Here is a 22,628-nt window from a genome sequence, read left to right as displayed (position 1 = left end):
ATGAGCGGCCGTCCGGCGGAGTGATCACCGGTGATCAAGTCGATACAGTGCGCCGCTGTGACCTGGATTCGCGCACTGCTGGCCGGCTTGCTCATCGTCGCCGGTGTCTCGCCCGCTTCGGCCGCCACCGCGGTCGGCCTGCACGTCGACGGCACGCGGGTGGTCGAGGCGAACGGTGCCGCGTTCGTGATGCGCGGGGTGAACCATCCGCACGTGTGGTTCCCGGAGCGGACCAGCTCGTTCGCGCACATCAAGTCCTTCGGCGCCAACACCGTCCGGGTCGTGCTGGGCAGCGGGCAGCGGTGGGGGCCGACGTCGGCCGCGGAGGTCAGCGAGGTCATCTCGTTGTGCAAGCGGTCGCGGTTGATCTGCGTGCTGGAAGTGCACGACACCACCGGCTACGGCGACCAGTTCGGTGCCGCGAGCCTGGACCAGGCGGCCACCTGGTGGATCGGGGTGGCGTCGGCGTTGCGGGGCCAGGAGAACCACGTCGTGATCAACCTCGGCAACGAGCCGTTCGGCAGCAACCTGCTGGTGGCTCCGTTCTGGGCGAGTGCCACGAACAAGGCGATCTCCCGGCTGCGGGCGGCGGGGTTGCGGCACCTGCTGATGGTGGACGCACCGATGTGGGGTCAGGACTGGGCGAACATCATGCGCGGCAACGCGGCCTCGGTGCTCAAGGCCGACCCGCAGCGCAACACGGTGTTCTCCGTCCACATGTACGGGGTCTACAACACCCCGGCGAAGGTCAGCGCCTACTTCGACGCGTTCCGGACCGCCGGCCTCCCGCTCGTGGTGGGGGAGTTCGGGGACAGGCACTCGGACGGCGACCCGGACGAGAACGCGATCATGGCCCAGGCGCAGGAACGCGGCCTGGGCTACCTCGGCTGGTCGTGGAGCGGCAACGGCGGCGGCGTCGAGTACCTCGACCTGGTGACGTCGTTCGACCCGGCCCGTCTCACGCCGTGGGGTGAGCGGTTCTTCAACGGCCCCAACGGGATTCGGCAGACGTCGAAGGAGGCCACCGTCTTCGGCGCGCTCCGAGCAGGAGTCCTGCCGCGACGGTGAGCAGCTGGACGCGTTGCACCACGCCGGCGCCCGGCTGGTTCGCCAGCACGCCGGACAGCACTCCCGTCGTGGCCAGCAGACCGACCACCAGCCAGGCGTCCCACCGGCGGGTGTAACGGGCCAGGCCCACAGCGGCGATCAGCGCGCTGATGAACGTCAGGACGCTCGTGACCTGGTGCGCCCGGTGCCCGAGCGACACGGCGCCGGCGTTCTCGCGGTACCGGCACAGCGCGTCGACGCTCGCCGCGCAGTCGAGCGACAGCACCGTGTCGGCGATCGTGGCGACCGCGAAGACCAGCAGCGGAACGGCGATCACGCGGGTGCGCAGCCTGCGGGCGGCGAGCAGGACGCAGGTGGCGGCCAGCAGGTCGGTGACGCGGAACACCCACCGGAACGGCTGGTCGTCGGCGAGCAGCTCGCTCACGTAACTGTCCACGAGGGACAGGCCGGTCGGCAGCACCAGTTCGAGGAGCCAGCACGAGTACAGCAGGGCTGCGGCGGCCAGCCACACTTCCGGCCGGTTGCGGGTTTCCACTGCGGCCGTCACGTTCCTCTCACCTGCTTCCGGCATGCTGGTCGTCGTGATTCACGTGCTGGGCTCCGGTTTACACCTGATCGAGGACGGACCGCTGGACGGGCCGCCGGTCGTGCTCACCTCGGGGCTCGCGGGTGCGCTCTCCGACTGGGACCCGCTCGCCCGGTTGCTCGCCCCCTCGGTGCGGGTGCTGCGGTTCGACCGGCCGGGGATCGGCGCGAACGCACCGTCGCCGAAGGCACCGTCGGCGCGGCGCGAGGTGGCCGTGCTGGACGAGGTGCTGGACGTCGCGGGTGCTCCGGCCGTCCTCGTCGGACATTCGCTCGCCGGCCTGCACGTGGAGGCTTTTGCGCGGTTGCGTCCCGCACGCGTTCGTGGCGCGGTGCTCGTGGACCCGAGCCTCGCGCCACCGGGGATCGGCCGGCCGTTCGACGCCGGTGCGGTGCTCGCGACCGCCGTCGTCCGGCTCGGCCTGGCTGGTCTGGCGGCGCGCTGTGCGAGTCCGCTGTTGCGCCTGGCAGGCAGGCCGCCCGCCCGCGCCGCCGTGGTGGCGGAGTTCGCCGGGTACGCGGATCTGGTCGCCGAGGTGGACGCGTTGCGCGGCGCACACCCGTTGCCCGACGTGCCGTGGTGGGTGCTCACGGCGGGAGGAACGCTGGGCGGCGCGAGTTCCGCCCGCCGGATCCTCGGCGACCACGGGGCGATGGCAGCACTCGCATCGCATGGAGTGCACCGCATCGTGCCGGGCTCGGGGCATCTGATGCAGCTCGACTGTCCTGAGGCGGTGGCGGAGGCCGTGCTGCGCTGTGTCAGAACAGGTCCATCACGCTGAATCCGTCCCCGTCCTGGCCCTGTGCCTGGTTCGCCGGGGCGTCGCTGAACAGCTCGTTCGCACCCGCCACGAGCAGCGCACCACCGGCGACACCCGCCGCTGCGGCGGCCGCGGTCTTCACGAAGCCGCCACCGGCCCCTGGCTGCTGTCCGTGCTGCGGGTGCAGGTCGTCCCTGTCCCGCCCGAACATGCGGGACATGAACCCGCCGCGGGCCGACTGACCCGTGTGGGGGTCGTAACCGTGGGCGGCGTGGTGGCCGTGGCCGGGCTGGAGTGCGTAGCCGGGCTGCGTCGTGAACGCGGGATTGGGCGTGAAGGTGGGGCTGGACGTGTGGCCGGCCTGCGTTGTGAAGGCCGGGTTCGACGTGGGGCCGGGGCTCTGCTGAGCCATCGCGGCGATCCGCGCCTGGGCCTGCCGCAGCTCGTCCTCCTGCACCAGCACGGCCTGGACGAGCAGGTAGACCGAGTTCGGCTGGGCCGCGATCTCCTGCGCGATCAACTCGGCGGCCTGCGGGTCCTGCGGCACCGGTGGCGCCTGCCGCAGCCGGTTCGCCAGGCCGAGGATCAGTTCGCGGTCTTGGTGGTCCATGGTGAGCTCCTTCTCTCACCACCATGATCGGCGTGGGCCACCATCCGCGAACACCGGTGACCCGGCCCGAACACCCCGCCGACCGGCTGCCGGTGATCAGCCGATCGGCGGGGTCAGCCGCGCAGCACGTCGAGCGTGAGGAGGGCGACGTGCAGCTCGGTGCGGTGCTCGCCCACTTCGAGATCGCGGTCCAGCAGGCGTTCCAGCGCGCGCAGGCGTTCGTAGAGCGTCTGCCGGGAGATGCCGCCGCGGCGTGCGGCGATGGTCTTGTTGCCCGCGGCGTCGAGGTAGTGGCGCAGGGTGGGCAGCAGTTCGGTGCCGTTGCGGGCGTCGTGCTCGACCAGCCGGCTGAGCTGCCGTTCCACGTAGTCCTGGACCCGGACGTCGTCGCGCAGGGTGTGCAGCAGGTGCCGCAGGCCGATGTCGGACAGCTGGTGGAAGAGCAGGCCGGAACCGGGGAGCACGGCTTCGGCCACGCGTCCCGCCTCGCGGAAGGAACGCGCGACGTGGGTGATGTCCGCGACCTCGCTCCCGATGCTCACCACGGCGTCCTCGTCCTGTTCCCGTGCGGTGCGGCTGAGCTGTTCCACTGTGGACTGCCACGGCTGCCCTTTGCGCAGGAACACCAGCACGCCCACGCGTCCTTCAGCGAGCGTGCCCACCAGAGCTGTCCGCTCCAGCGTCGCCGACAGCGCGGTTTCCACCTCTCCGGCGTTCGAGTCCACCAGGACGGCCAGGAAAGAGGCGTCGGTGACGGGTAACCCGAGAGCGGCGGCGCGGGCGCGTGCTTCGCCGGGGGAGCGGTAGCGCTGTTCGGCGATGTCGTGCAGCACGGTGCGGTGCGCGCGACGTTCCCACGCCGTGGAGTGGATGAGCCGGGCGATCGTGAGCGTCATGGCGGCTCGCTCGAGGACGGTGACGTCTTCGGCGCTGAACGACCTGCCGTCCGGCAGCATGACGACCCGGCCCCAGCGCTCGCCCTGGAACTCGACCGGTGTGGTCAGCCAGCCCTCCTCGGACGGGGTGGCCCGCGACCGCCGTTCCCAGTGCGCCAGCGCGACCTCGGCGTCGACCCCGGCGGGCTCGCAGATCACCGCCTGGTGGGCGAGGTTCTCCAGCACCACGGTGCGGCGGCTCATCTCGACCGCCGCCCGCACCACCTCCTCCGGCCCCGCGCCGCGCAGGGTCAGCGCCGTGAAGGCGTCGTGGATCTGCTGGGTCCGGCGCAGCACCTCGGTCTGGCTGCCCAGGATCAGCGTGTGCACGACCTGGGTCACCTCCAGGAAGTTCACGTCCCGCGCCAGCGTGACCAGCGGCAGACCGCGGGCACGGCACGCGCGGATCAACGGTTCCGGCGCGCGGTGGAACCGGCGGACCAGCTCGAGGACCAGTGCGGCGGCACCGACGTCGGCGAGCTCGTCGACGTAGCGGCGCACCTGGGAGGCGTCACCGGGCAGCGGCACGCCGGTCGTGAGGACCAGTTCGCCGCCCTTGAGGAACGACGCCGGGTCGGTCAGCTCGGTGATGTGCACCCAGCGGACGAGCCGGTCCAGGCCCTGCTCACCGGCCACGACCTCGGGGCGGCCGGCGGCGAGCACGGGCAGTGCCAGCACGTCCGCGACGGTGAGACCTTGCTGCTGGGGCACGGCGCCACTTTGACAAGCGGTCCTCACCTGCGCAAGCGCGGATCACAGGCTTTGGGAGAACGCGCGGCGGCGACGTCGGTGGCCCGCGGTTGACAAAACGTCCAAACAACGGCTCTCAGCCGGACAGAACACGCGTTGTCGGCGTGCGTCCGCGGGGCAACGCTCAGGTGACCGGACGAAGAACTACTCCGCACGGGAGATGAAGATGACCGCTCTGTCGCCGCACCTGCGCCAAGCCACCCCCGTCGTCGCGGTCCGCGGTGAGGGCGTGCACCTGTACGGAGAGGACGGCCGGCGGTACCTCGACTTCACCGCGGGCATCGGCGTCACCAGCACCGGGCACTGCCACCCCAAGGTCGTCGCCGCCGCCCAGGAGCAGGTCGCGACGCTGATCCACGGCCAGTACACGACGGTCATGCACCAGCCGCTGCGCCGGCTCGTCGACAAGCTCGGCGAGGTGCTGCCGCAGGGCCTCGACAGCCTGTTCTTCGTCAACTCCGGCAGCGAGGCGGTCGAGTCGGCGATGCGCCTCGCCCGGCAGGCCACCGGCAGGCCCAACATCCTGGTCTGCCACGGCGGCTTCCACGGCCGCACCGTCGCCGCCGCCTCCATGACCACGTCCGGCACACGGTTCCGCTCGGGCTTCTCCCCGTTGATGAGCGGGGTCGTGGTCACGCCGTTCCCGACGGCCTACCGCTACGGCTGGGACGAGGAGACCGCGACGAGGTTCGCCCTGCAGGAGCTGGACTACGTGCTGCAGACGATCTCCTCGCCCGCCGACACCGCGGCGCTCATCGTGGAGCCGGTGCTGGGTGAGGGCGGCTACGTGCCGGCGCCCCGCGCGTTCCTGGAGGGGCTGCGCGAGCGGGCCGACCGGCACGGCTTCCTGCTGATCCTCGACGAGGTGCAGACCGGCGTCGGACGCACCGGCCGGTTCTGGGGCCACGAGCACTCCGGTGTCACGCCGGACATCCTCGTCACCGCGAAGGGCCTGGCCAGCGGCTTCACCCTGTCCGGCATCGCGGCGAGCGAGGAGCTGATGAGCAAGGCCTGGCCGGGCTCGCAAGGCGGCACCTACGGCGCGAACGCCGTCGCGTGTGCCGCGGCCGTCGCCACGCTGGAGGTCGTCGAGGAGGAGAAGCTCGTGCAGAACGCCGAGCTGATGGGCGCACGACTGCGGGCCGGGTTGGAGGCCGTGGCCGCGAGGACGCCGGGCATCGGCGACGTGCGGGGTGCCGGGCTCATGCTCGCTTCTGAGTTCGTCACCGAGGACGGGCGCCCCGACCCGGAGACCGCGGGCCGGGTCCAGCGCGCCGCCGTGGACCAGGGCCTGCTCCTGCTGCTGTGCGGCGCGTGGAACCAGGTCGTGCGGATGATCCCCGCCCTCGTGATCGACGAGAACGCCGTCGACGAAGGGCTGCGGGCCTGGTCCGCCGCTGTGGAAGCAGGAGTGTCGGCGCGATGAGTGCCGACCCGCTGGTGCGACTGCTCGCCGAGACCGCCCCCGGACTGCGGGTGGAGTCGGAGGCCGGAGGAACTGCGCCCTTCGCCTACGACGCCTCCAACTACCGGGTGGCGCCTCGCGCCGTGGCCTTCCCCCGTTCTCCCGAGGAGGTGTCCGCGGCGCTGCGGGCCTGCCGGGAGCTCGGGGTGGCGGTCACGGCGCGGGGAGGCGGCACGAGCATGGCGGGCAACGCCGTCGGGCCGGGTCTCGTGCTCGATTTCTCCCGCGGCATGAACCGGATCCTCGGCATCGACCCGATCGGTCGTACCGCTCGAGTCGAGGCCGGTGTGGTGCTGGACGACCTGCGCGACGCGGTCGCACCGCACGGCCTCACCTTCGGCCCCGACCCGTCCTCCCACAGCCGCTGCACGATCGGCGGCATGATCGGCAACGACGCCTGTGGCAACCGTTCGGTGCGGCACGGGCGCACCAGCGGCCACGTCGAGTCGCTGGAGATCGTCACCATCGACGGTCTGCACGCGATCGCCGACCACAAGGGCCTGCGCCCCGCCGACCCGTCCGACTACGGCGCGGCCGCCGAGCTGGAGGCGGCACTGCGCCGGCTGATCGGCGAGAACCTCGCCCCGATCCGCACCGAACTGGGCCGCATCCCGCGCCAGGTCTCCGGCTACCAGCTGCACCACCTCCTGCCGGAGAACGGTTTCGACCTCGCCCGCGCCCTGGTCGGCACCGAGGGCACGTGCGCCGTGGTCGTGGCGGCGACCGTCCGGCTCGTGGCGACGGCGCCGGCGGCGACGTTGCTGGCGCTGGGCTACGACGACGTCGTGGACGCCGCCGAGGACGTGCCGGAGATCCTGCGGTGGAACCCCACCGCGGTGGAGGGCATGGACTCCGCGATCGTCGCCACGATGCGCGCCCGGCGCGGCCCGGGCTCGGTCACCGGCCTGCCGGACGGCCGCGCCTGGCTGTACGTCGAACTGGACGGCGACGACTCGGGCGAGGTCGCGGTCCGCGCCGGGCAGCTGCTCGACACGCTGAAGGCCCGCGGCCGCATGCTCGACGGCCGGGTGGTCGACAGCGAGGCGCAGCGCCGTTCGTTGTGGCGGGTGCGCGAGGACGGCGCGGGGCTCGCCGCCCGGCTGGTCGACGGCGGCGAGTCGTGGCCGGGCTGGGAGGACGCGGCGGTGGCGCCCGAGAACCTGGCGGGCTACCTGCGCGACTTCCGCGCGCTGCTGGCCGCGCACCGGCTCACCGGAGTCCTCTATGGACACTTCGGTGCGGGGTGCGTGCACGTGCGGATCGACTTCGACCTCGCGAGCGAGGAGGGCAGGGCCGCCACTCGCCGGTTCCTGCGCGAGGCGGCCGAGGTCGTCGTGCGGCACGGCGGCACGTTGTCCGGCGAGCACGGGGACGGGCGGGCGCGCAGTGAGCTGCTGGAGGTCATGTACAGCCCGGCGGTCATCGGGGCGTTCGAGGGGTTCAAGCGGGTTTTCGACCCGGACGGTCTGCTGAACCCCGGCGTGATCGTGGCGCCGGCGGCGGTGGACGCGGACCTCGCGTTGGACATGCCACAGGGGCGTCGGGCGCTGTTCCGCCGCGACGGCACCGATCTCGCGTCGGACACCCCACATCCACAGGGCCGCCCAACGCTATCCCTGTTCCGCCGCGGCGATGTCGGTCTCGCGTTCGACGCCGCGCAGCCGCAGGGGCGCACAACGCTTTTCACTTTCCCCCACGACAAAGACGGCTTCGCGGGCGCGGTCCGGCGTTGTGTCGGTGTCGGCCGTTGCCGCAGCAACTCCGGTGGCGTGATGTGCCCCAGCTACCGCGCGACGGGGGAGGAGAACCACTCCACCCGCGGCCGTGCCCGGATGCTGCAGGAGATGCTGCGCGGCGACGTCGTGCGGGACGGCTGGCGCTCCACCGAGGTGAAGGACGCGCTGGACCTCTGCCTGTCGTGCAAGGCGTGTTCCACCGACTGCCCGACCGGCGTGGACATGGCCACCTACAAAGCCGAGTTCCTGCACCAGCACTACCGCGGCCGGGTCCGGCCGCGCTCGCACTACTCGCTGGGATGGTTGCCCGCGACGTCCAAGCTCGCGGCGTACGTCGCACGGCCGCTCAACGCGGTCCTGCGCGGGCCGCTGGGCAAGGTCGCCGCCTGGCTGGGCGGTGTCACCCGGCACCGGGCCATCCCTGCCTTCGCGTCCCGCCGTGCGCTGAAGTCCGTTCTGCGCACGGCGGTCGACAGACCGGCCGCGGTGCTGTTCGTCGACAGCTTCACGCGCGCCTTCCGCCCGCACGTCGCCGGTGCCGCCGCACGCGTGCTCGGCGCCGCCGGGGTGCCCTGCACACCGAGCAGCGGACTGTGCTGCGGCCTCACGTGGGTCAGCACCGGTCAGCTTTCGGTGGCACGCCGGGTGATGGCCCGCACCATCACCCGGCTCGACCGTGGCCCGCATCGCGACCTGCCGATCGTGGTGACGGAACCGAGTTGTGCGGCGGCGTTGAAGCGCGACGTGCCCGAACTGCTGGACACCGACGCCGCCCGGCGGGTCGCCGCGCGCGTGCACACCCTCACCGGCGCGCTCACCGAACTGTCCACTTCGGACTGGAAACCGGCCGTACCGGATTCCGTGGTGCTGCAAACGCATTGCCACGAGTACGCCACCTTCGGCGGTCCGCGTGACCTGCTGCGCAAGCTCGGTGTGCGGAAGGTGACCGAGGCCGAAGGTTGCTGCGGGCTCGCGGGCAACTTCGGTTTCGAGGAACAGCACTACGACACGTCGATGGCCGTGGCGGACCTCGCCCTGCGGCCACGACTGGAAGAAAACCCCGATGCCGTCGTCGTGGCGGACGGTTTCAGCTGCGCCACCCAGGTCGACCACCTCGGCGTTCGCGCCGTGCACCTGGCAGAGCTGCTCGACCCAGGAGGTAACCCATGATCGACGTTCCGAAGCAGTTGTTCATCGGCGGTACGTGGGTGGACGCCGCGGACGGCGCCACGATGCCCGTCGACAACCCGGCGACCGGTGAGGTCGTCTGTCATGTCGCGGACGCGGGAGCCAAGGACGCGCAGCTGGCGGTGGACGCGGCGGTGCGGGTCCAGGAGGAGTGGGCCGCCACCGCACCACGCAAGCGCAGCGAAATCCTGCGCCGTGCTTACGACATCATCATCGAGCGCACGGACGAGCTTGCTCACCTCATGACCACGGAGATGGGCAAGCCGCTGGCCGAGGCCAGGGGAGAGGTGGCCTACGCGGCCGAGTTCTTCCGGTGGTTCTCGGAGGAGGCGGTGCGGATCGAGGGTGGTTTCGGCACGCTGCCCGACGGCCGCAACCGGATGCTGTTGATGCGGCGGCCGGTGGGGCCGTGTCTGTTGATCACGCCGTGGAACTTCCCGCTGGCAATGGGTACCCGCAAGATCGGCCCGGCGATCGCGGCCGGCTGCACGATGGTGCTCAAGCCCGCGCCGCAGACCCCGTTGTCCAGCCTCGTCCTCGCGGAGATCCTGCGCGAGGCGGGCTTGCCGGACGGCGTGCTGAACGTGGTCACCACGTCCAAGCCGGGCGAGGTCGTCGAACCGCTGCTGCGCGGCGGGCGCATCCGCAAGCTGTCGTTCACCGGGTCCACGGGCGTGGGCAAGCTGCTGCTGGAGCAGTCGGCCGAGCAGGTGGTGCGCACGTCGATGGAGCTGGGTGGCAACGCGCCGTTCATCGTGTTCGACGACGCCGACCTGGACAAGGCGGTCGACGGCGCGATGGTCGCCAAGATGCGCAACATGGGCGAGGCCTGCACCGCGGCCAACCGGTTCTTCGTGCACCGCGATGTGGCGGAGGAGTTCGCCGTGCGGCTGTCTGCACGCATGAGCGCGCTCAACGTCGGTCCCGGCACCGAGCCGGGGGTCGACGTCGGTCCGTTGATCGACCGGAACGGCCGCCGCAAGGTCGAGCGCCTGGTCGAGGACGCGGTTCAACGTGGTGCGCGAGTCCTCGCCGGCGGCCGGACTCCGGACGGTCCGGGCAGCTTCTACCCGCCGACGGTGCTGAGCCGGGTGTCGCCGGACAGCGACTTGATGAGCACGGAGATCTTCGGTCCGGTCGCGGCGATCCTGACGTTCGACGACGAGGACGAGGTGGTGCGCCAAGCCAACGACACCGAATGGGGTCTAGTGGGCTACGTGTTCACCGAGTCGCTGGACCGGGCGCTGCGGGTGAGCGAACGGCTGGAGGCGGGCATGGTCGGCCTCAACACCGGCCTCGTCTCCAACCCCGCCGCCCCGTTCGGTGGCGTGAAGCAGTCCGGCCTGGGCCGCGAGGGCGGCCGCGTCGGCATCGACGAGTTCCTGGACTACAAGTACGTCGCCGTGCCGGTTTCCTGACCGAGAGATCGACGGGGAGCCTTCCACGTCGGGAAAGCTCCCCGTCGACGTCAGGAACCCAGTCTGCGGGCGGAGATTTCCTTGGCGGTTTCCGCGACCAGGCGCCCCAGTTCTGGGAGCCGGGCCTCCTCGAAGCGGGAGTCCGGCATGGAGATCACCACCGCGGCCAGCGGTGAGCCGTCGGAGTCCAGGATCGCCGAGGCGATCGCGCACACACCGGGCCGGAACTGGTTGCGGTTGATGGCGTAGCCGTTCGCCGACACCTGCTCCAGCTCCGCCCTGAGCTGCTGCGGATCGGTGAGGGTGATCTCGCTGTAGCTCTCCAGCGGCCTGGCGAGAACGTCGTCGAGATCGGACTTGCCCGTGTTGGCCAGTACCGCCCGCCCACCCGCCGTGGCGTGCAATGGTGAGATGTCGCCGATCTCGTGGAACGTGCGCACCGCGTGCGACGAGTCGATGCGGTCGACCACCACCATGCAGTCCAATGCATCGGGCACGGACAGGTGGATCGTCTCGTTCACCTTGTCCCGCAACCGGATCATCGGGTCACGGGCCGCCGCGAGCAGGCTGGAGCCCTGCAGTGCCGCCGGACGCACGGCGAGCACGCGCGCGCCGATCTCCCAGCGCGTCGTGTCCTTCCGGTTGGCGCGCAACCATCCTGCCTCGTGCAGCGTGACGAGCGTGCGTTGCACAGTCGACTTGGGCAGTCCGAAGAGCTTGGTCAGCTCTCCCACCGTGACCGGCTGGTGCTGCGCAACCGCCTCCAGAATGCGCAGCGACCTGGTCACGCTCTTCATCTCCACGCGTTACCCCCTGTTGGTCTTCTGCATTCTCTTCTCACAGCTCTTGACCACCCCTTCCGGGGGTGGGGATAGTCATGCCATAAATTAGCACGGTGTGCCACATAGTGGGATATGTGCTTCATGAGACTGCAGCACGTCAACGCCGTGATCACCGGGGCATCGAGCGGAATCGGCCAGGCGGTCACCTCTCACTTCCGCCGGGAGGCGTTCGTTGCCGAGCTCGGCGCCAAGGCGGCGGACCGCTGGAGAACCGCCGACGTGGTCGTTCTCCCCGTGGACGGGGGTCACACGGCTTTATGACTGCGCCGTGCTGCGCGAATTGTCATCAGTCCGGCGCACATCGGCATGCTCTCTGAGCGTTGTGGCATGGAGCAGGTGACGGGTCTGGCGGCGAGGCTTTGAGCATCCGCACCGCAGTGGGATGCGGTGGATCGCGAAGGAGCCTTTCACATGAGCCGATACGACCTCGCCCTCATCGGCTTCGGCGGCGTGAACCGCGCGCTCGCCGAGCTGGTGTCCCAGCGCGGGGGCCGCCTCGCCGAGGACTTGGGCTTCGCCCTGCGCGTCGTGGCGATCACCGATTTGCGGGCCGGTTCCCTGGTGGACACCGACGGCATCGATCTGGCGCCGCTGCTGGCCGCCGAGCCAGGGGAACTGGACTTCGCGGGTCTGCCGGGTGGAAGCGCCGATCCACGCAACGAGTGGGTGATCCGCCACGTGCCGTCCGACGTCGTCGTGGAGGCGACGTTCACCAATCCCACCGACGGTGAGCCCGCCCTCTCTCACGTGCGCTGGGCCCTCGAATCCGGCAAACACGTGTGCACCACGAACAAGGGGCCGGTGGCCCTCGCCGGCCAGGCGCTCAAGGCGCTGGCCGCCGAGCACGGTGTCAGTTTCGAGTTCGAGGGCTCGGTGCTCAGCGGCACCCCTGTCCTGCGCACCGCCCAGAGCCTGTTCGGCGGGCTGGAGATCACCGGCCTCCAAGGCGTCATGAACGGCACGTCGAACTACGTCCTCGGCCGGCTCGAGGAAGGCGTCGATCTGCCGGCGGCCATCGCGGAAGCGCAGGAACTGGGATACGCCGAAGCCGACCCCACCGCCGACATCGAGGGTCACGACGTCCAACTCAAGGTCATGATCCTGGCGAACGAGGTCCTCGGCGCCGACCTGCGCCGCGAGGACATCTTCTGTGAGGGCATCTCCGCGATCACACCGGACCAGGTGCGGGACGCCGCCTCGGAGGGGTTGCGCTGGAAGCTCGTGGGCTCCGCCACCCGCAACGAGGACGGGAGCGTCGACGCCCGCGTCGCCCCGCTCGCCCTGCCCTCCCACCACCCGCTCGCCGGCATCTCAGGCCCGGTCAACGCGGTTGCGTTCCACACCGACCTCCTCGGCACCGTTACGGTGTCCGGCCCTGGTGCCGGCCGCATCGAAACCGCCTACGCCCTGCTCTCGGACATCATCGCCATCCACCAGCGTCACGCCACCGCCACGGGCCGCGTCCTCCAGGAGACCCACCTTGTCTGACACCATCACGCACGCCGGCGTCGAGATCGGAGCCGAGATGGCGCCCGTGCGCAACCCTTACACCGGCGAGATCATCGCCTCGGTCCCCACCGTCGATGCCACCGCCATCGGCAGCGTCCTGCGGCAGGCCAGGTGCGGGCGGCGTATCGCGGCCGCGTTGTCCCGTGCTGCTCGGGCGTCGGCCCTGGAAGGTGCCTCCCGTCTGGTCGAGCAGCGCGCGGAGTCCTTCGCGCGGCTGATCGTGAGCGAGGCCGGCAAGACCATCACCCAGGCCCGCAAGGAGGTCGCCCGCGCGGTCAACACCCTCTCGCTGTCCGCGGCCGAGGCCCGGCGCAACGCCGGTGAGGTCGTCCCGTTCGACTCGTACGAGGGCTCGGAGAACCGGCAGGGCTGGTTCACGCGTGAACCGCTGGGCATCATCGCCGCGATCACCCCGTTCAACGACCCGCTCAACCTGGTCGCCCACAAGCTCGGACCGGCCATCGCGGGCGGCAACGCGGTCATCCTCAAACCGTCCGCCCTGACACCACTGTCCGCGCTGCGCCTGGTCGACACCCTCGTCGAGGCCGGCCTGCCCGACGAGGTCGTCACCGTCGTCAACGGCGATGCCGACATCGCCGCAGCGCTCGTCTCCGCCCCCGACGTGCGCATGGTGTCCTTCACCGGGGGATTCGCCACCGGCGAGGCCATCGCCCGCACGGCCGGCCTGAAGAAGCTCGCCATGGATCTGGGCGGCAACGCCCCGGTCATCGTGATGGACGACGCCGACCTCGACGAGGCAGTGCAGTCCTGCGTGTCCGGCGCGTTCTGGGCCGCGGGCCAGAACTGCATCGGCACCCAGCGAATCCTGATCGCCCACCAGGTCTACGAGCGCTTCCGCGACGCCTTCGTCGCTCGAACGAAACTGCTGCGCGTCGGCGACCCACTCGACGAGGGCACCGACGTCGGCCCGATGATCACCAGGCAGGCCGCGCTCGCCGTTCAAGTGAAGGTGGACGCGGCGGTGGAGCGGGGCGCGATCCTGTTGTGCGGCAACGAGGTCACCGGCTCGGTGTACACGCCTGCCGTGCTGGAGGGTGTTCCGAGCACCAGTTCGATCTGGCAGGACGAGGCGTTCGCGCCGGTCGTGGTGCTGCAGCCGGTCGAGTCCTTCGAGGACGCCATCGAGCGGGCCAACGCCATCGACTACAGCCTGCACGCGGGCATCTTCACCGCGCGCCTGGACCGAGCTCTGACCGCGGCCAGGCTGCTGGAAGCAGGTGGCGTGATGATCAACGACTCGTCCGACTACCGGTTCGACGCCATGCCGTTCGGCGGGTTCAAGTACGGCAGCATGGGCCGCGAGGGCGTGCGCTTCGCCTTCGAGGAGATGACCCAGCCCAAGGTCGTGTGCGTCAACCACCTCGGCGGTGTGTCGTGACAGCGTTTCGCGATGACCGCGACTTGTCTGTCCTGAAGGTTTGCGCCATGGTCCGCATCGCGTCAACGACGTGCCGTCTGTTCGAAACGCATACGCGGACAGACGATCGCGTTGTGAGCTTTGGTCGGTCGGATTGCGGGATTTGAGGGCGGATTCACGAAGGTGTTCGAGGCGTCCGTTGATCGCCTCGGTCGGCCTGGTCGAAGTGCCGGGCGGTCGGCGTGGAGTTGGCGCGCAGGCGGGTGATGTCCTGGACCAGGGGGAGTCCGCAGAAGGCCCGGTGTTCGCGGCTGAACTGGGTGGCGCTGGTGTATCCGACGGTGTGGGCGACCTGGGCGGCCGTGGCGTCGCCGCTCACCCCGGTGCGGCCGAAGCCCCCCTTCCGGCTCGCGTGCGGTTGACCACCGCGGACAGGGTGAGTGCCGTGACGGTGTCACGTACGCCGGGCATCTCCGCGATGTCCTCCCAGATGTCCCGCAGCCGTTGCAGCGTCGCGGCCTCCAGACGCACCATGATGTCGAAGTCGCCGCTGAGGACCTCGCAGATCACGACCTCCGGGATGCGTTTGAGCGCGGCCAGAACGTCGCCGCCGCGCATGCGGTCCTGGCGGTGGACGAGTACGAGCGCCGAGACGACATCGCCGGAGTCGTCGCCGGCGCGGACGATGGTGTACCCGGCGATGTGTCCCTGGCGCTCCAGCCGTTCGATGCGCTGGCGCACCGCGTTGCGGGACAGCAGGACCCGGCCGGCCAGCTCGGCGTGCGAGATGCGGGCGTTGCGGGTGAGCTCAGCGATGATCTTCTCATCGACACTGTCCATGGTGGACGGAATCCTCCGCGATGATGACCAGAGCAGGTCAGGAAAGGGTGCGAGACAGGAGGTCCTCCTCCGGCCGGCCCGACGGCATCAACAGCCGGGCCAATGCCTGTGGCGAGTCGACGGTCGCGTGGGCATTGACCGACTCGGCGGGGGTTCCGCAGCCCCACAACACGCGGACTGCGGGGATGCCTTCGGCTGCGGCGCTCAGTACGTCGTAGCCGCGGTCACCCACCATCAGGGGCCGCGAGACGTCGACGCCGTGCTCCCGCATGCGCCGCAGGCACTCGCGGATGACATCACGCTTGGTGGCTCGGCCCTCCGCGTCGGATGTGCCGCACACGGTCACCAGATGTGCGGCCAGGCCGTGATGTTCGGCGATCCGCTCAGCCTGGTCCTCGACTTTCGATGTCGCCACGCCCATGGGAAAACCGGCCGCGGCCAGTGTCTCCAACAGGCCGGGAACCCCGTCGAAGACCCGGCTGTTCAGCGCGTGTTTCTCCGCGTAGTCCGCTCGGTACAGCCGCAGAGCGTGTTCGGCGGTCGGCACGTCCAGGCCGAGGACCTCCCGGAACGTCAGGTACATCGGTGGGCCGACGAAGCTGCGCAAGGTGTCGGTGTCGGGCACGGGCACGCCGATCAGCGTCAACGTGGCGGCGACGCTGGCGGTGATGCCGTCCGCGGAGTCCACCAGCGTGCCGTCGAGGTCGAGCAGCAGGCAGGTGGGTTTCACGGTGTGCTCCTCAACTTCGTCGAAATCCCGAGGGTCGTGCCACATTGTGCAACGATGTTCCGGAATCTGGCACATCATGGTGGCAATGGAGTCCAAAGAGGTCAAGGGGGCACGTGTCACACCAGTTCAAGGTCGGCTCGGTGTGGAGTGGCGACGTGCACAAGGGCCGGCCCTTCTTGTTGGTGTGTGTGAAGGGCCGGCCCTTGCCGTGTGGGTGACGTTCAGGCGCTCCGGCGTTCCGTGGCGTCCTTGGCCGCGTTGGCGACCAGGCGGCCCCACTCGGCAAGCAGGTTCGGGTCGAAGCGGGAGTCGGGCATGGAGACCGCGACGGCGGCGAGTGGCGTGCCGTCCTCGTCCAGGACGGGCGCGGCGACAGCGCAGATGCCGGGTCGGTACTGGTTGTGGTTGACCGCGTAGCCGTCGGCGCGGATCCGGTCGAGCTCCGCGCACAGCTCGTCGGGGTCGGTCGGGGTCGTGTCGGTGAAGCGCTCCAGCCCGTGCGCGATGAACTCGTCCACTTCGGACGCCGGCAGATGGGCGAGGACGGCGCGTCCTGCTGCGGTGGCGTGCAGTGGCGAGGTGTCGCCGATGGCGTGGAAGGTTCGCACCGGGTGGTCGCAATCGACGCGGTCCACCACGACCATGCTCTGCAGGACGTCCGGCACCGACAGGTGGATCGTCTCGTTCAGTGCGTCGCGCAGGCGGACCATCGGCTCGTGCGTGACCGCGAGCAGGCTGGAGCCCTGCAGTGCGGCGGGCCGTACCGCCAGGACGCGGGCGCCGATCTCCCAGCGGGTGGTGTCCTTGCGGCTGGCTCGCAGCCATCCGGCTTCCGCCAGGGTGACCAGGGTGCGCTGCACGGTCGACTTCGGCAGGCCGAAGAGCTTCGTCAGCTCCCCGACGGTGACCGGCTGATGCTGGGCGACCGCCTCCAGGACACGCAACGACCTGGTGACGCTCTTCATCTCCATGCTGTTACCCCCATTAACTCTCTGAATTTCCTGTGAACACCCTCTTGACTCCCCTCGGTGCCACTGTCATCGTTCTGTGCCAGATCCTAGCACGCCGTTCTACATTGTGGCACGGACCCTCTCCGGGGGCCGCGAGTCGAAGAGCTTCACGCTCGGGCCGGCTGGGCCCGGCGACACGAAAGGAAAGCTCCTGTGTCAGCTGCCAAGAAACGCGTCGCGGTCGTCGGCGTGGGAACGATGGGCAGTCAGGCCGCCTGGCGGCTCGCCGTCCGCGGCGCCGAGGTCGTCGGCTACGACCGGTTCGCCCCCGGCCACGACCGCAGTGCCGCCGGCGGCGAGACCCGCATCTTCCGCAGCGCGCACTTCGAGGACACCCGGTACGTGCCGCTGCTCCAGCACGCCGACGCCCTCTGGGAGCAGCTGCAGCAGGAGACCGGCCGTGAGCTGCGCCGGCTGACCGGATGCCTGCTCATGGGATCCCCCGAGGGGGAGCAGATGGCCACCGTCCTCGACTCCATCGCCGAGCACGGCCTCGACCACGACGTCCTGGACGCCGAGTCCCTGGCCAAGCGCTTCCCGCAGCACCGGCTCGACGACGGTGACGCCGTCGTGCTGGATCGGCGCGCCGGCTTCATCCGCCCCGAACTGACCATCCAGACCGCCGCCCGCCGCGCGGAACAGCTGGGGGCGGTGATCCACCGCTACACCGCGGTCCGCGAGATCGTCCCCGTCGCGAACGGCGTGGAGATCCGCACCGACGCCGGCAGCGAGCACTTCGACGCGGCCGTCGTCACCCCCGGTCCCTGGGTCAACGACCTCCTGCCCGACCTGCCGTGGCAGGTGGACGTCCGCCGGGTGATCAGCGCCTGGTTCATGTCCACCGCCCCCGACGCCTGGTTCGGCGAGGAGCGCCCCGCCTTCATCCGCACGTCACCCACCCACTGCTACGGCCTGCCCTCCCCGGACGGTGTGTCGGTCAAGCTCGGCCTCTCCCAGGCCCTGCACCGCCTCGCGGACGACCCGAACCAGCTGGACCGGACGGTGCAGCCGTCGGAGCTGGAGATCTACCGCGACCTGATCGGCCGCTACCTGCCCGACCTGTGCCCCGACCCGACCCGCCTGGCCGTCTACATGGAGGGCTACACCGAGAGCAGCCGCCCGCTGGTCGGTCCGCTGCCGGGCAACGAGAACGTGATCCTGCTCGCCGGTTTCTCCGGCCACGGCTTCAAGCTCTCCCCGGCCTTCGGCGACATCGCCGCGGACCTGGCGCTGAACGGCTCCTCGTCTCAGCCCATCGACTTCATCTCGACCGCCGACCGCGTCGCGGCCTGAGTTCTCCCGCACCCGCCATCCGACAAGGAAACGACATGGCCAGCAAGAAACGAGTCGCCGTCGTCGGTACGGGCACGGTGGGCAGCCAGGCAGCCTGGCGGCTGGCTGCACGGGGTGCAGAGGTGGTCGGCTATGACCGGTTCGCTCCCGGTCACGACCGCAGTGCCGCAGGTGGAGAGACCAGGGTCTTCCGCAGCTTGCAGACCCACGACAGCCGGTACGTGCCGCTCGTCCGGCACGCCGACGTCCTCTGGGAGCAGCTGCAGGCGGAGACCGGGCGGGAACTGCGCCGCCTGACTGGAGCCTTGGTCATGGGGCCGGCCGACGACCCCCAGATGCGCACCGTCGTGGACGGCATCGCCGGGCACGGCCTCGACCACGAGGTGATCGACGCCGAGGCGATGACCAAGCGGTTCCCGCAGTTCCGCGTCGACGACGGTGAGCTGGTGATCCTCGATCGCCGCGCGGGCTTCATCCGACCGGAGCTGGCGGTCCAGACCGCGGCCCGGCGTGCCGAGGAGCTGGGGGCCCGGATCCGCCGCTACACCCCGGTGCGGGAGGTCGTTCCCGTCGCCGGGGGAGGAGTGGAGATCCGCACCGACACCGGCACCGAGCGCTTCGACGCCGCGGTTGTCACTCCCGGCCCGTGGGCGGGTGACCTGTTGCCCGGCCTGCCGTGGGAAGTGAGCGTCTACCGCGCGATCAGCGCCTGGTTCCTGCCCCACGAGGATCCTCCGGCAGACGCCGAGCGTCCCGCCTTCATCCGCTGCGGGGACACACCTTTCTACGGCATCCCGTCCCCGGACGGCCTGGCCGTGAAACTCGGCCTGTCCCAGGCCCATCACCAGCCGGTCGACGACCCGAACCGGCTGAACCGGACCGTCGCACCGGAGGAACTGGAGACGTTCACGGCGGTCGTGCGGCGACACCTGCCCGGGCTGAACCCCGACCCGGTGCGCGTGTCCGTGTTCATGGAGGGCTACACCGAGACCAACCTGCCGCTGGTCGGCCCCCTGCCGGGCTGCGACGACATCGTCCTGCTCGCCGGTTTCTCCGGCCAGGGCTTCAAGCTCGCGCCCGCCATGGGCGACATCGCCGCGGACCTCGTCCTGCAGGGCCGCACCTCCCAGCCGATCGACTTCGTCACCACCCACGCCCGCACCGTGGCCTGAGCCCGAACGAGGTAAGCGAGACATGAATCTGACCATCGGTCCGCTGAGTGCCGAGCCCGGCCAGAAGACCCGCGGGAGTCTGACGGCCGACCTCGGCACCACGACGGTGGACGTTCCCCTGATCCTCATCAACGGCTCCCGTCCCGGCCCCAGGGTCGTGCTCACCGCTGGTGTCCACGGCGGCGAGTTCATCCCCCTCGACGCCACCACCCGCCTCGCCGGGCTGCTGGAACCGGACGACGTCGCCGGTCAGGTGGTGATCTGCCCCGTGGCCAATCCGCCGGCCGTGTACGGGGGGCGGCTCAACATCTCTCCACTGGACGGCGTCAACATCAACCGCGTCTTCCCAGGAGACGAGAACGGTGGCCCCACCGACCGGATGGCGGCCTGGCTGTTCGAGCACCTGATCGACGGCGCCGACGCCTACGCGGACCTGCACAGCGGCGGCATCGACCAGTACCTGCTCGACTTCGTGGGGTATCGCGTGACCTCCGACGACGAGCTGAACGCGAAGATCAGGGGAATGGCCCACGCGGTCGGCTACGAGCGGGTCATCTTCGGCACCAACCCGGACGGCGGCAACAGCCACGCCGCGGCGAACCGGCAGGGTGTCCCCGCGATCCTGATCGAGACCGGGCAACTCGGCGACCGGGAGCCCGCCACCGTGCGCAGGCTGCTCGACGGCCTGTACCGGCTCCTGCACCACCTCGGCGTCGTAGAGGCGCCGCAGGACCTCGCACCGGTGACCGTGCCGCCGCGCGACTGGATCTGGACCGGCGAAGTCGAGTCTTCCGTTACCGGCCTCTGGTACCCGGACGCCGTCACGGGCGACGAGGTGACCGAGGGCCAGACCATCGGCCGCGTCGTCAACCCGGTCGACGGCGCCGAGCACAAGATCGCCGCCGTCTCCTCGGGAACGGTCATCTACCACATGAACGGGCTGTCCGTTCGCCCCGGCACGCACCTCGCCGCCATCGCCACCCCCCGCGATTGACAGACATCACGCCCGCCCCGGCGTGCTTTTCCTTTGAGTAGGAGCAAACCCATGCGAGTCAGCAGAAGCTTGAGCGTAACGATGGTCACGACGGCCTTGGCGGTCGCGCTCGCCGCTTGCGGGTCGACTGGCGCTCCTCAGAGCGCTCCGCAGATCAGCGGTTCCGGCCAGCAGGTCGAGCACACCGATGACATCTCAGCCGGTGTGCAGCCTGATCCCGCCGCGGTGAAGCTGCTGCCGGAAGCCGTGAAGGCCAAGGGCACGCTGTCGGTGCCGATGGACCTGACGAGTGCGCCCACGACGTTCATGGCGACGGACAACAAGACGCCGATCGGTTTCAACCCGGACATGGCGCGGTTGATCGCGGCGAAGCTCGGGGTGAAGCTGCAGATCAACAACGTCAAGTTCGACACGATCATTCCGGGTCTGCAGGGCGGCCGGTTCGACTTCACCGCGTCCACCATGGGTGCCACCGCGGAACGCCTCAAGGTGCTCGACATGATCAACTACTTCCAGAACGGCACCGGCGTCGCGGTCCCCAAGGGCAACCCGCAGAAGCTGGCCGTGCACGAGCTGTGCGGGCGTCGGGTCGGCGTGCAGTCCGGCAGCACGCAGGAGATCAAGTGGCTGCCGCAGCTGTCCGAGAAGGACTGCACGAGCCAGGGCAAGCCCGCCATCACCGGTGTGACCCTGCCGAGTGTCAACGACGCGCTGACCCAGCTGTCCTCCAAGCGTCTCGACGCGGTGATGTCCGACTTCACCGGGCTGTCGTGGGCGGCCAAGCGGCAGCCGAACGTGCTGGAGGTCCTGCAGGAGCGGGTCGTCACCACGAAGGTGAACGTGGCGCTGCCCAAGGGTTCTCCGCTGACGCCCGCGATCCAGGCAGCCATTCAGTCCATCATCGACAGTCCGAAGTACGCCGAAGCGCTTGACCGCTGGGGCTTCCAGGGCCTGGGCATCGAGACCGCGGCGCCGGCCGTCCCACTGGGGTGATGATGTCCACCAAGACGATCGGTTCACCTACAAGGAGTCGGCCGGTGCCTGAACTGTTGCCGGAAGAGAAGAAGCGGATCACGCCGAAGCGTCCGCGCGACTATCTCTGCTGGGCTGTCGCGCTCGCGATCGTCGGCGGTCTCGTCCACACGACGGTGACCAACGAGAACTACCAGTGGCCGGTGGTGTTCAGCTACTTCACCACCGAGTCCATCCTGGACGGTCTGGTACTCACCTTGGTGCTGACGGCGGCCAGCATGGTGCTGGGCACGCTCCTTGGATTGGTGCTCGCGGTCATGCGGATGTCGCACCAGGCACCGATCTCCGGTCTGGCCCGGCTCTACATCACGTTCTTCCGCGGCACTCCGGTACTCGTACAGCTGATCTTCTGGTTCAACATCGCCGCGCTGTACCCCAACGTCTCCATCGGCATCCCCTTCACCGACATCTCCACCCCGGTGGACGTGAACGCCCTGATGACCCCGCTGACCGCGGCCATCGTGGGACTCACGCTGAACCAGGCCGCGTACATGGCGGAGATCATCCGCGGTGGGTTCGCCTCGGTGAACCGCGGCCAGCACGAGGCCGCGGACTCGCTGGGCATGAGCGGTTTCACCAGGCTCCGCCACGTGATCATCCCGCAGACCATGCCCGCGATCATCCCCGCCACCGGCAACCAGGTGATCGGAATGCTCAAGGAGACGTCGCTGGTGAGCGTGCTGGGTGTGGCCGAACTGCTCAACAGCGCGCAGTCGATCTACGCCCGCACCTACCAGACCATTCCACTGCTGATCGTGGCCAGCCTCTGGTACCTGATCATGACGATGGCGCTGAGCGTGCCGCAGTCCATGATCGAGCGCCGCTTCTCCCGCTCGACCCGCAGGCCCGCCCCGGTGGCCGTCGCCACGAAGGAGTCGCTGCTGTGAAGGCCGATGGAACGATCGTCGCCCGCAAGCTGCACAAGAGCTTCGGAAGTCACGAGGTCCTACGCGGGATCGACCTGTCCGTGGCGGCGGGCGAGATCTCGTGCATCATCGGGCCGAGCGGGTCCGGGAAGTCGACGTTGTTGCGGTGTGTCAACGGGTTGGAGACCGTCGACCGCGGCGTGCTGCGGGTCAACGGCGAGGACTTCGGCTACGTCGAGAAGGACAACGCCTACCACGCCGTACGCCCGCAACGGCTGGCCGAGCAGCGTTCCCGCGTCGGCATGGTGTTCCAACAGTTCAATCTGTTTCCGAACATGACCGCGGAGGACAACGTCATGTCCGGGCCGGTGCTGGTCAAGAAGATCGACCGCAAACTCGCCCGTGAGCGGGCGCAGGAACTGCTGGCGCAGGTCGGTCTCGCCGGG

General features: G+C 69.9%; 20 protein-coding genes and 1 pseudogene. 14 read left to right on the top strand and 7 right to left on the bottom strand.

Annotated features, from left to right (window positions below; translation table 11 throughout):
• Positions 1 to 57: 57 nt before the first annotated feature.
• Positions 58 to 1,068, top strand: a complete 1,011-nt coding sequence (locus DI276_RS21435; RefSeq protein ID WP_198680800.1) for a glycoside hydrolase family 5 protein — start codon at positions 58 to 60, stop codon at positions 1,066 to 1,068.
• Here the strand turns inward: DI276_RS21435 and DI276_RS21430 are convergent.
• On the bottom strand, positions 983 to 1,615 hold the full coding sequence (locus tag DI276_RS21430; RefSeq protein ID WP_157984851.1) for a DUF998 domain-containing protein: 633 nt from the start codon (positions 1,613 to 1,615) through the stop codon (positions 983 to 985). The genes DI276_RS21435 and DI276_RS21430 overlap by 86 nt on opposite strands.
• A 34-nt stretch (positions 1,616 to 1,649) precedes the next feature.
• On the opposite strand from DI276_RS21430, the gene DI276_RS21425 reads away from it, so the two are divergent.
• A complete protein-coding gene (locus DI276_RS21425; RefSeq protein WP_157984850.1) occupies positions 1,650 to 2,435 on the top strand; it encodes an alpha/beta fold hydrolase in 786 nt (261 codons plus the stop codon).
• Here DI276_RS21425 and DI276_RS21420 read toward each other — a convergent pair.
• Both DI276_RS21420 and DI276_RS21415 read right to left on the bottom strand, forming a co-directional pair.
• Positions 2,413 to 3,024, bottom strand: a complete 612-nt coding sequence (locus tag DI276_RS21420) for a DUF2076 domain-containing protein (RefSeq protein WP_112266052.1) — start codon at positions 3,022 to 3,024, stop codon at positions 2,413 to 2,415. The two genes, DI276_RS21425 and DI276_RS21420, sit on opposite strands and share 23 nt — an antisense overlap.
• Before the next feature lie 113 nt (positions 3,025 to 3,137).
• Positions 3,138 to 4,670, bottom strand: a complete 1,533-nt coding sequence (locus DI276_RS21415; RefSeq protein ID WP_198680799.1) for a PucR family transcriptional regulator — start codon at positions 4,668 to 4,670, stop codon at positions 3,138 to 3,140.
• A 205-nt stretch (positions 4,671 to 4,875) separates the two neighbouring features.
• Between DI276_RS21415 and DI276_RS21410 the strand changes: the two genes are divergently transcribed.
• From DI276_RS21410 to DI276_RS21400, 3 genes are read left to right on the top strand one after another with little or no spacing between them, the layout of a single operon-like run.
• Positions 4,876 to 6,135 carry an aspartate aminotransferase family protein gene (locus DI276_RS21410; protein ID WP_112266153.1) on the top strand — a complete coding sequence of 420 codons (1,260 nt, stop codon included), beginning with the start codon at positions 4,876 to 4,878 and terminating at the stop codon, positions 6,133 to 6,135.
• Positions 6,132 to 9,080, top strand: a complete 2,949-nt coding sequence (locus tag DI276_RS21405; RefSeq protein WP_112266048.1) for an FAD-binding and (Fe-S)-binding domain-containing protein — start codon at positions 6,132 to 6,134, stop codon at positions 9,078 to 9,080. Before DI276_RS21410 ends, DI276_RS21405 begins: the two co-directional genes overlap by 4 nt.
• The gene (locus DI276_RS21400) at positions 9,077 to 10,516 is read left to right on the top strand and encodes an NAD-dependent succinate-semialdehyde dehydrogenase (protein ID WP_112266046.1); all 1,440 of its coding nucleotides are present in this window, start codon (positions 9,077 to 9,079) and stop codon (positions 10,514 to 10,516) included. Before DI276_RS21405 ends, DI276_RS21400 begins: the two co-directional genes overlap by 4 nt.
• Positions 10,517 to 10,566: 50 nt before the next feature.
• Here DI276_RS21400 and DI276_RS21395 read toward each other — a convergent pair whose 3' ends face one another.
• The gene (locus tag DI276_RS21395) at positions 10,567 to 11,313 is read right to left on the bottom strand and encodes an IclR family transcriptional regulator (RefSeq protein WP_112266044.1); all 747 of its coding nucleotides are present in this window, start codon (positions 11,311 to 11,313) and stop codon (positions 10,567 to 10,569) included.
• 126 nt (positions 11,314 to 11,439) lie between these two features.
• On the opposite strand from DI276_RS21395, the gene DI276_RS51045 reads away from it, so the two are divergent.
• From DI276_RS51045 to DI276_RS21380, 3 genes are all read left to right on the top strand, one after another.
• On the top strand, positions 11,440 to 11,619 hold the full coding sequence (locus DI276_RS51045) for a hypothetical protein (protein ID WP_198680797.1): 180 nt from the start codon (positions 11,440 to 11,442) through the stop codon (positions 11,617 to 11,619).
• Between the two features lie 150 nt (positions 11,620 to 11,769).
• Positions 11,770 to 12,846 (top strand): homoserine dehydrogenase, encoded by a 1,077-nt coding sequence (locus DI276_RS21385; protein WP_112266042.1) that lies wholly within the window; start codon positions 11,770 to 11,772, stop codon positions 12,844 to 12,846.
• Positions 12,839 to 14,266 (top strand): aldehyde dehydrogenase family protein, encoded by a 1,428-nt coding sequence (locus DI276_RS21380; RefSeq protein ID WP_198680796.1) that lies wholly within the window; start codon positions 12,839 to 12,841, stop codon positions 14,264 to 14,266. The genes DI276_RS21385 and DI276_RS21380 overlap by 8 nt, the downstream gene beginning before the upstream one ends.
• A 354-nt stretch (positions 14,267 to 14,620) precedes the next feature.
• Here the strand turns inward: DI276_RS21380 and DI276_RS21370 are convergent, their stop codons facing one another.
• The 3 genes from DI276_RS21370 to DI276_RS21360 form a co-directional block, all read right to left on the bottom strand.
• Positions 14,621 to 15,085 carry an Lrp/AsnC family transcriptional regulator gene (locus tag DI276_RS21370; protein WP_112266038.1) on the bottom strand — a complete coding sequence of 155 codons (465 nt, stop codon included), beginning with the start codon at positions 15,083 to 15,085 and terminating at the stop codon, positions 14,621 to 14,623.
• A 37-nt stretch (positions 15,086 to 15,122) separates the two neighbouring features.
• Entirely contained in the window at positions 15,123 to 15,815 is a 693-nt protein-coding gene (locus tag DI276_RS21365; RefSeq protein ID WP_198680795.1) for an HAD hydrolase-like protein, read from the bottom strand.
• A 221-nt stretch (positions 15,816 to 16,036) separates the two neighbouring features.
• Positions 16,037 to 16,786: an IclR family transcriptional regulator gene (locus tag DI276_RS21360; protein ID WP_198680794.1), complete on the bottom strand. Its 750-nt coding sequence runs from the start codon at positions 16,784 to 16,786 to the stop codon at positions 16,037 to 16,039.
• 165 nt (positions 16,787 to 16,951) lie between these two features.
• Here DI276_RS21360 and solA (DI276_RS21355) point away from each other — a divergent pair.
• The 6 genes and pseudogenes from solA (DI276_RS21355) to DI276_RS52235 form a co-directional block, all read left to right on the top strand.
• A pseudogene (gene solA, locus DI276_RS21355) lies at positions 16,952 to 18,118 on the top strand (N-methyl-L-tryptophan oxidase); the annotation flags it as partial.
• Between the two features lie 35 nt (positions 18,119 to 18,153).
• Positions 18,154 to 19,290 (top strand): N-methyl-L-tryptophan oxidase, encoded by a 1,137-nt coding sequence (solA, locus tag DI276_RS21350; RefSeq protein WP_112266032.1) that lies wholly within the window; start codon positions 18,154 to 18,156, stop codon positions 19,288 to 19,290.
• A 22-nt stretch (positions 19,291 to 19,312) separates the two neighbouring features.
• Positions 19,313 to 20,284 (top strand): succinylglutamate desuccinylase/aspartoacylase family protein, encoded by a 972-nt coding sequence (locus DI276_RS21345; protein WP_112266030.1) that lies wholly within the window; start codon positions 19,313 to 19,315, stop codon positions 20,282 to 20,284.
• Between the two features lie 51 nt (positions 20,285 to 20,335).
• Positions 20,336 to 21,277 (top strand): ABC transporter substrate-binding protein, encoded by a 942-nt coding sequence (locus tag DI276_RS21340; RefSeq protein ID WP_112266028.1) that lies wholly within the window; start codon positions 20,336 to 20,338, stop codon positions 21,275 to 21,277.
• A 44-nt stretch (positions 21,278 to 21,321) separates the two neighbouring features.
• Positions 21,322 to 22,203, top strand: coding sequence for an amino acid ABC transporter permease (locus tag DI276_RS21335; protein ID WP_198680793.1), 882 nt, complete (start codon positions 21,322 to 21,324; stop codon positions 22,201 to 22,203).
• The coding region (locus tag DI276_RS52235; protein WP_408610567.1) for an ATP-binding cassette domain-containing protein at positions 22,200 to 22,628 on the top strand (429 nt) is incomplete at its 3' end. The genes DI276_RS21335 and DI276_RS52235, both read left to right, overlap by 4 nt.

The organism is Lentzea terrae, assembly GCF_003265345.1.
GTDB classification, from domain to species: Bacteria; Actinomycetota; Actinomycetes; order Mycobacteriales; family Pseudonocardiaceae; genus Lentzea; species Lentzea terrae.
The sequence above is the reverse complement of the archived record's forward strand: the minus strand, read 5'-3'. Positions and strand labels throughout refer to the sequence as shown.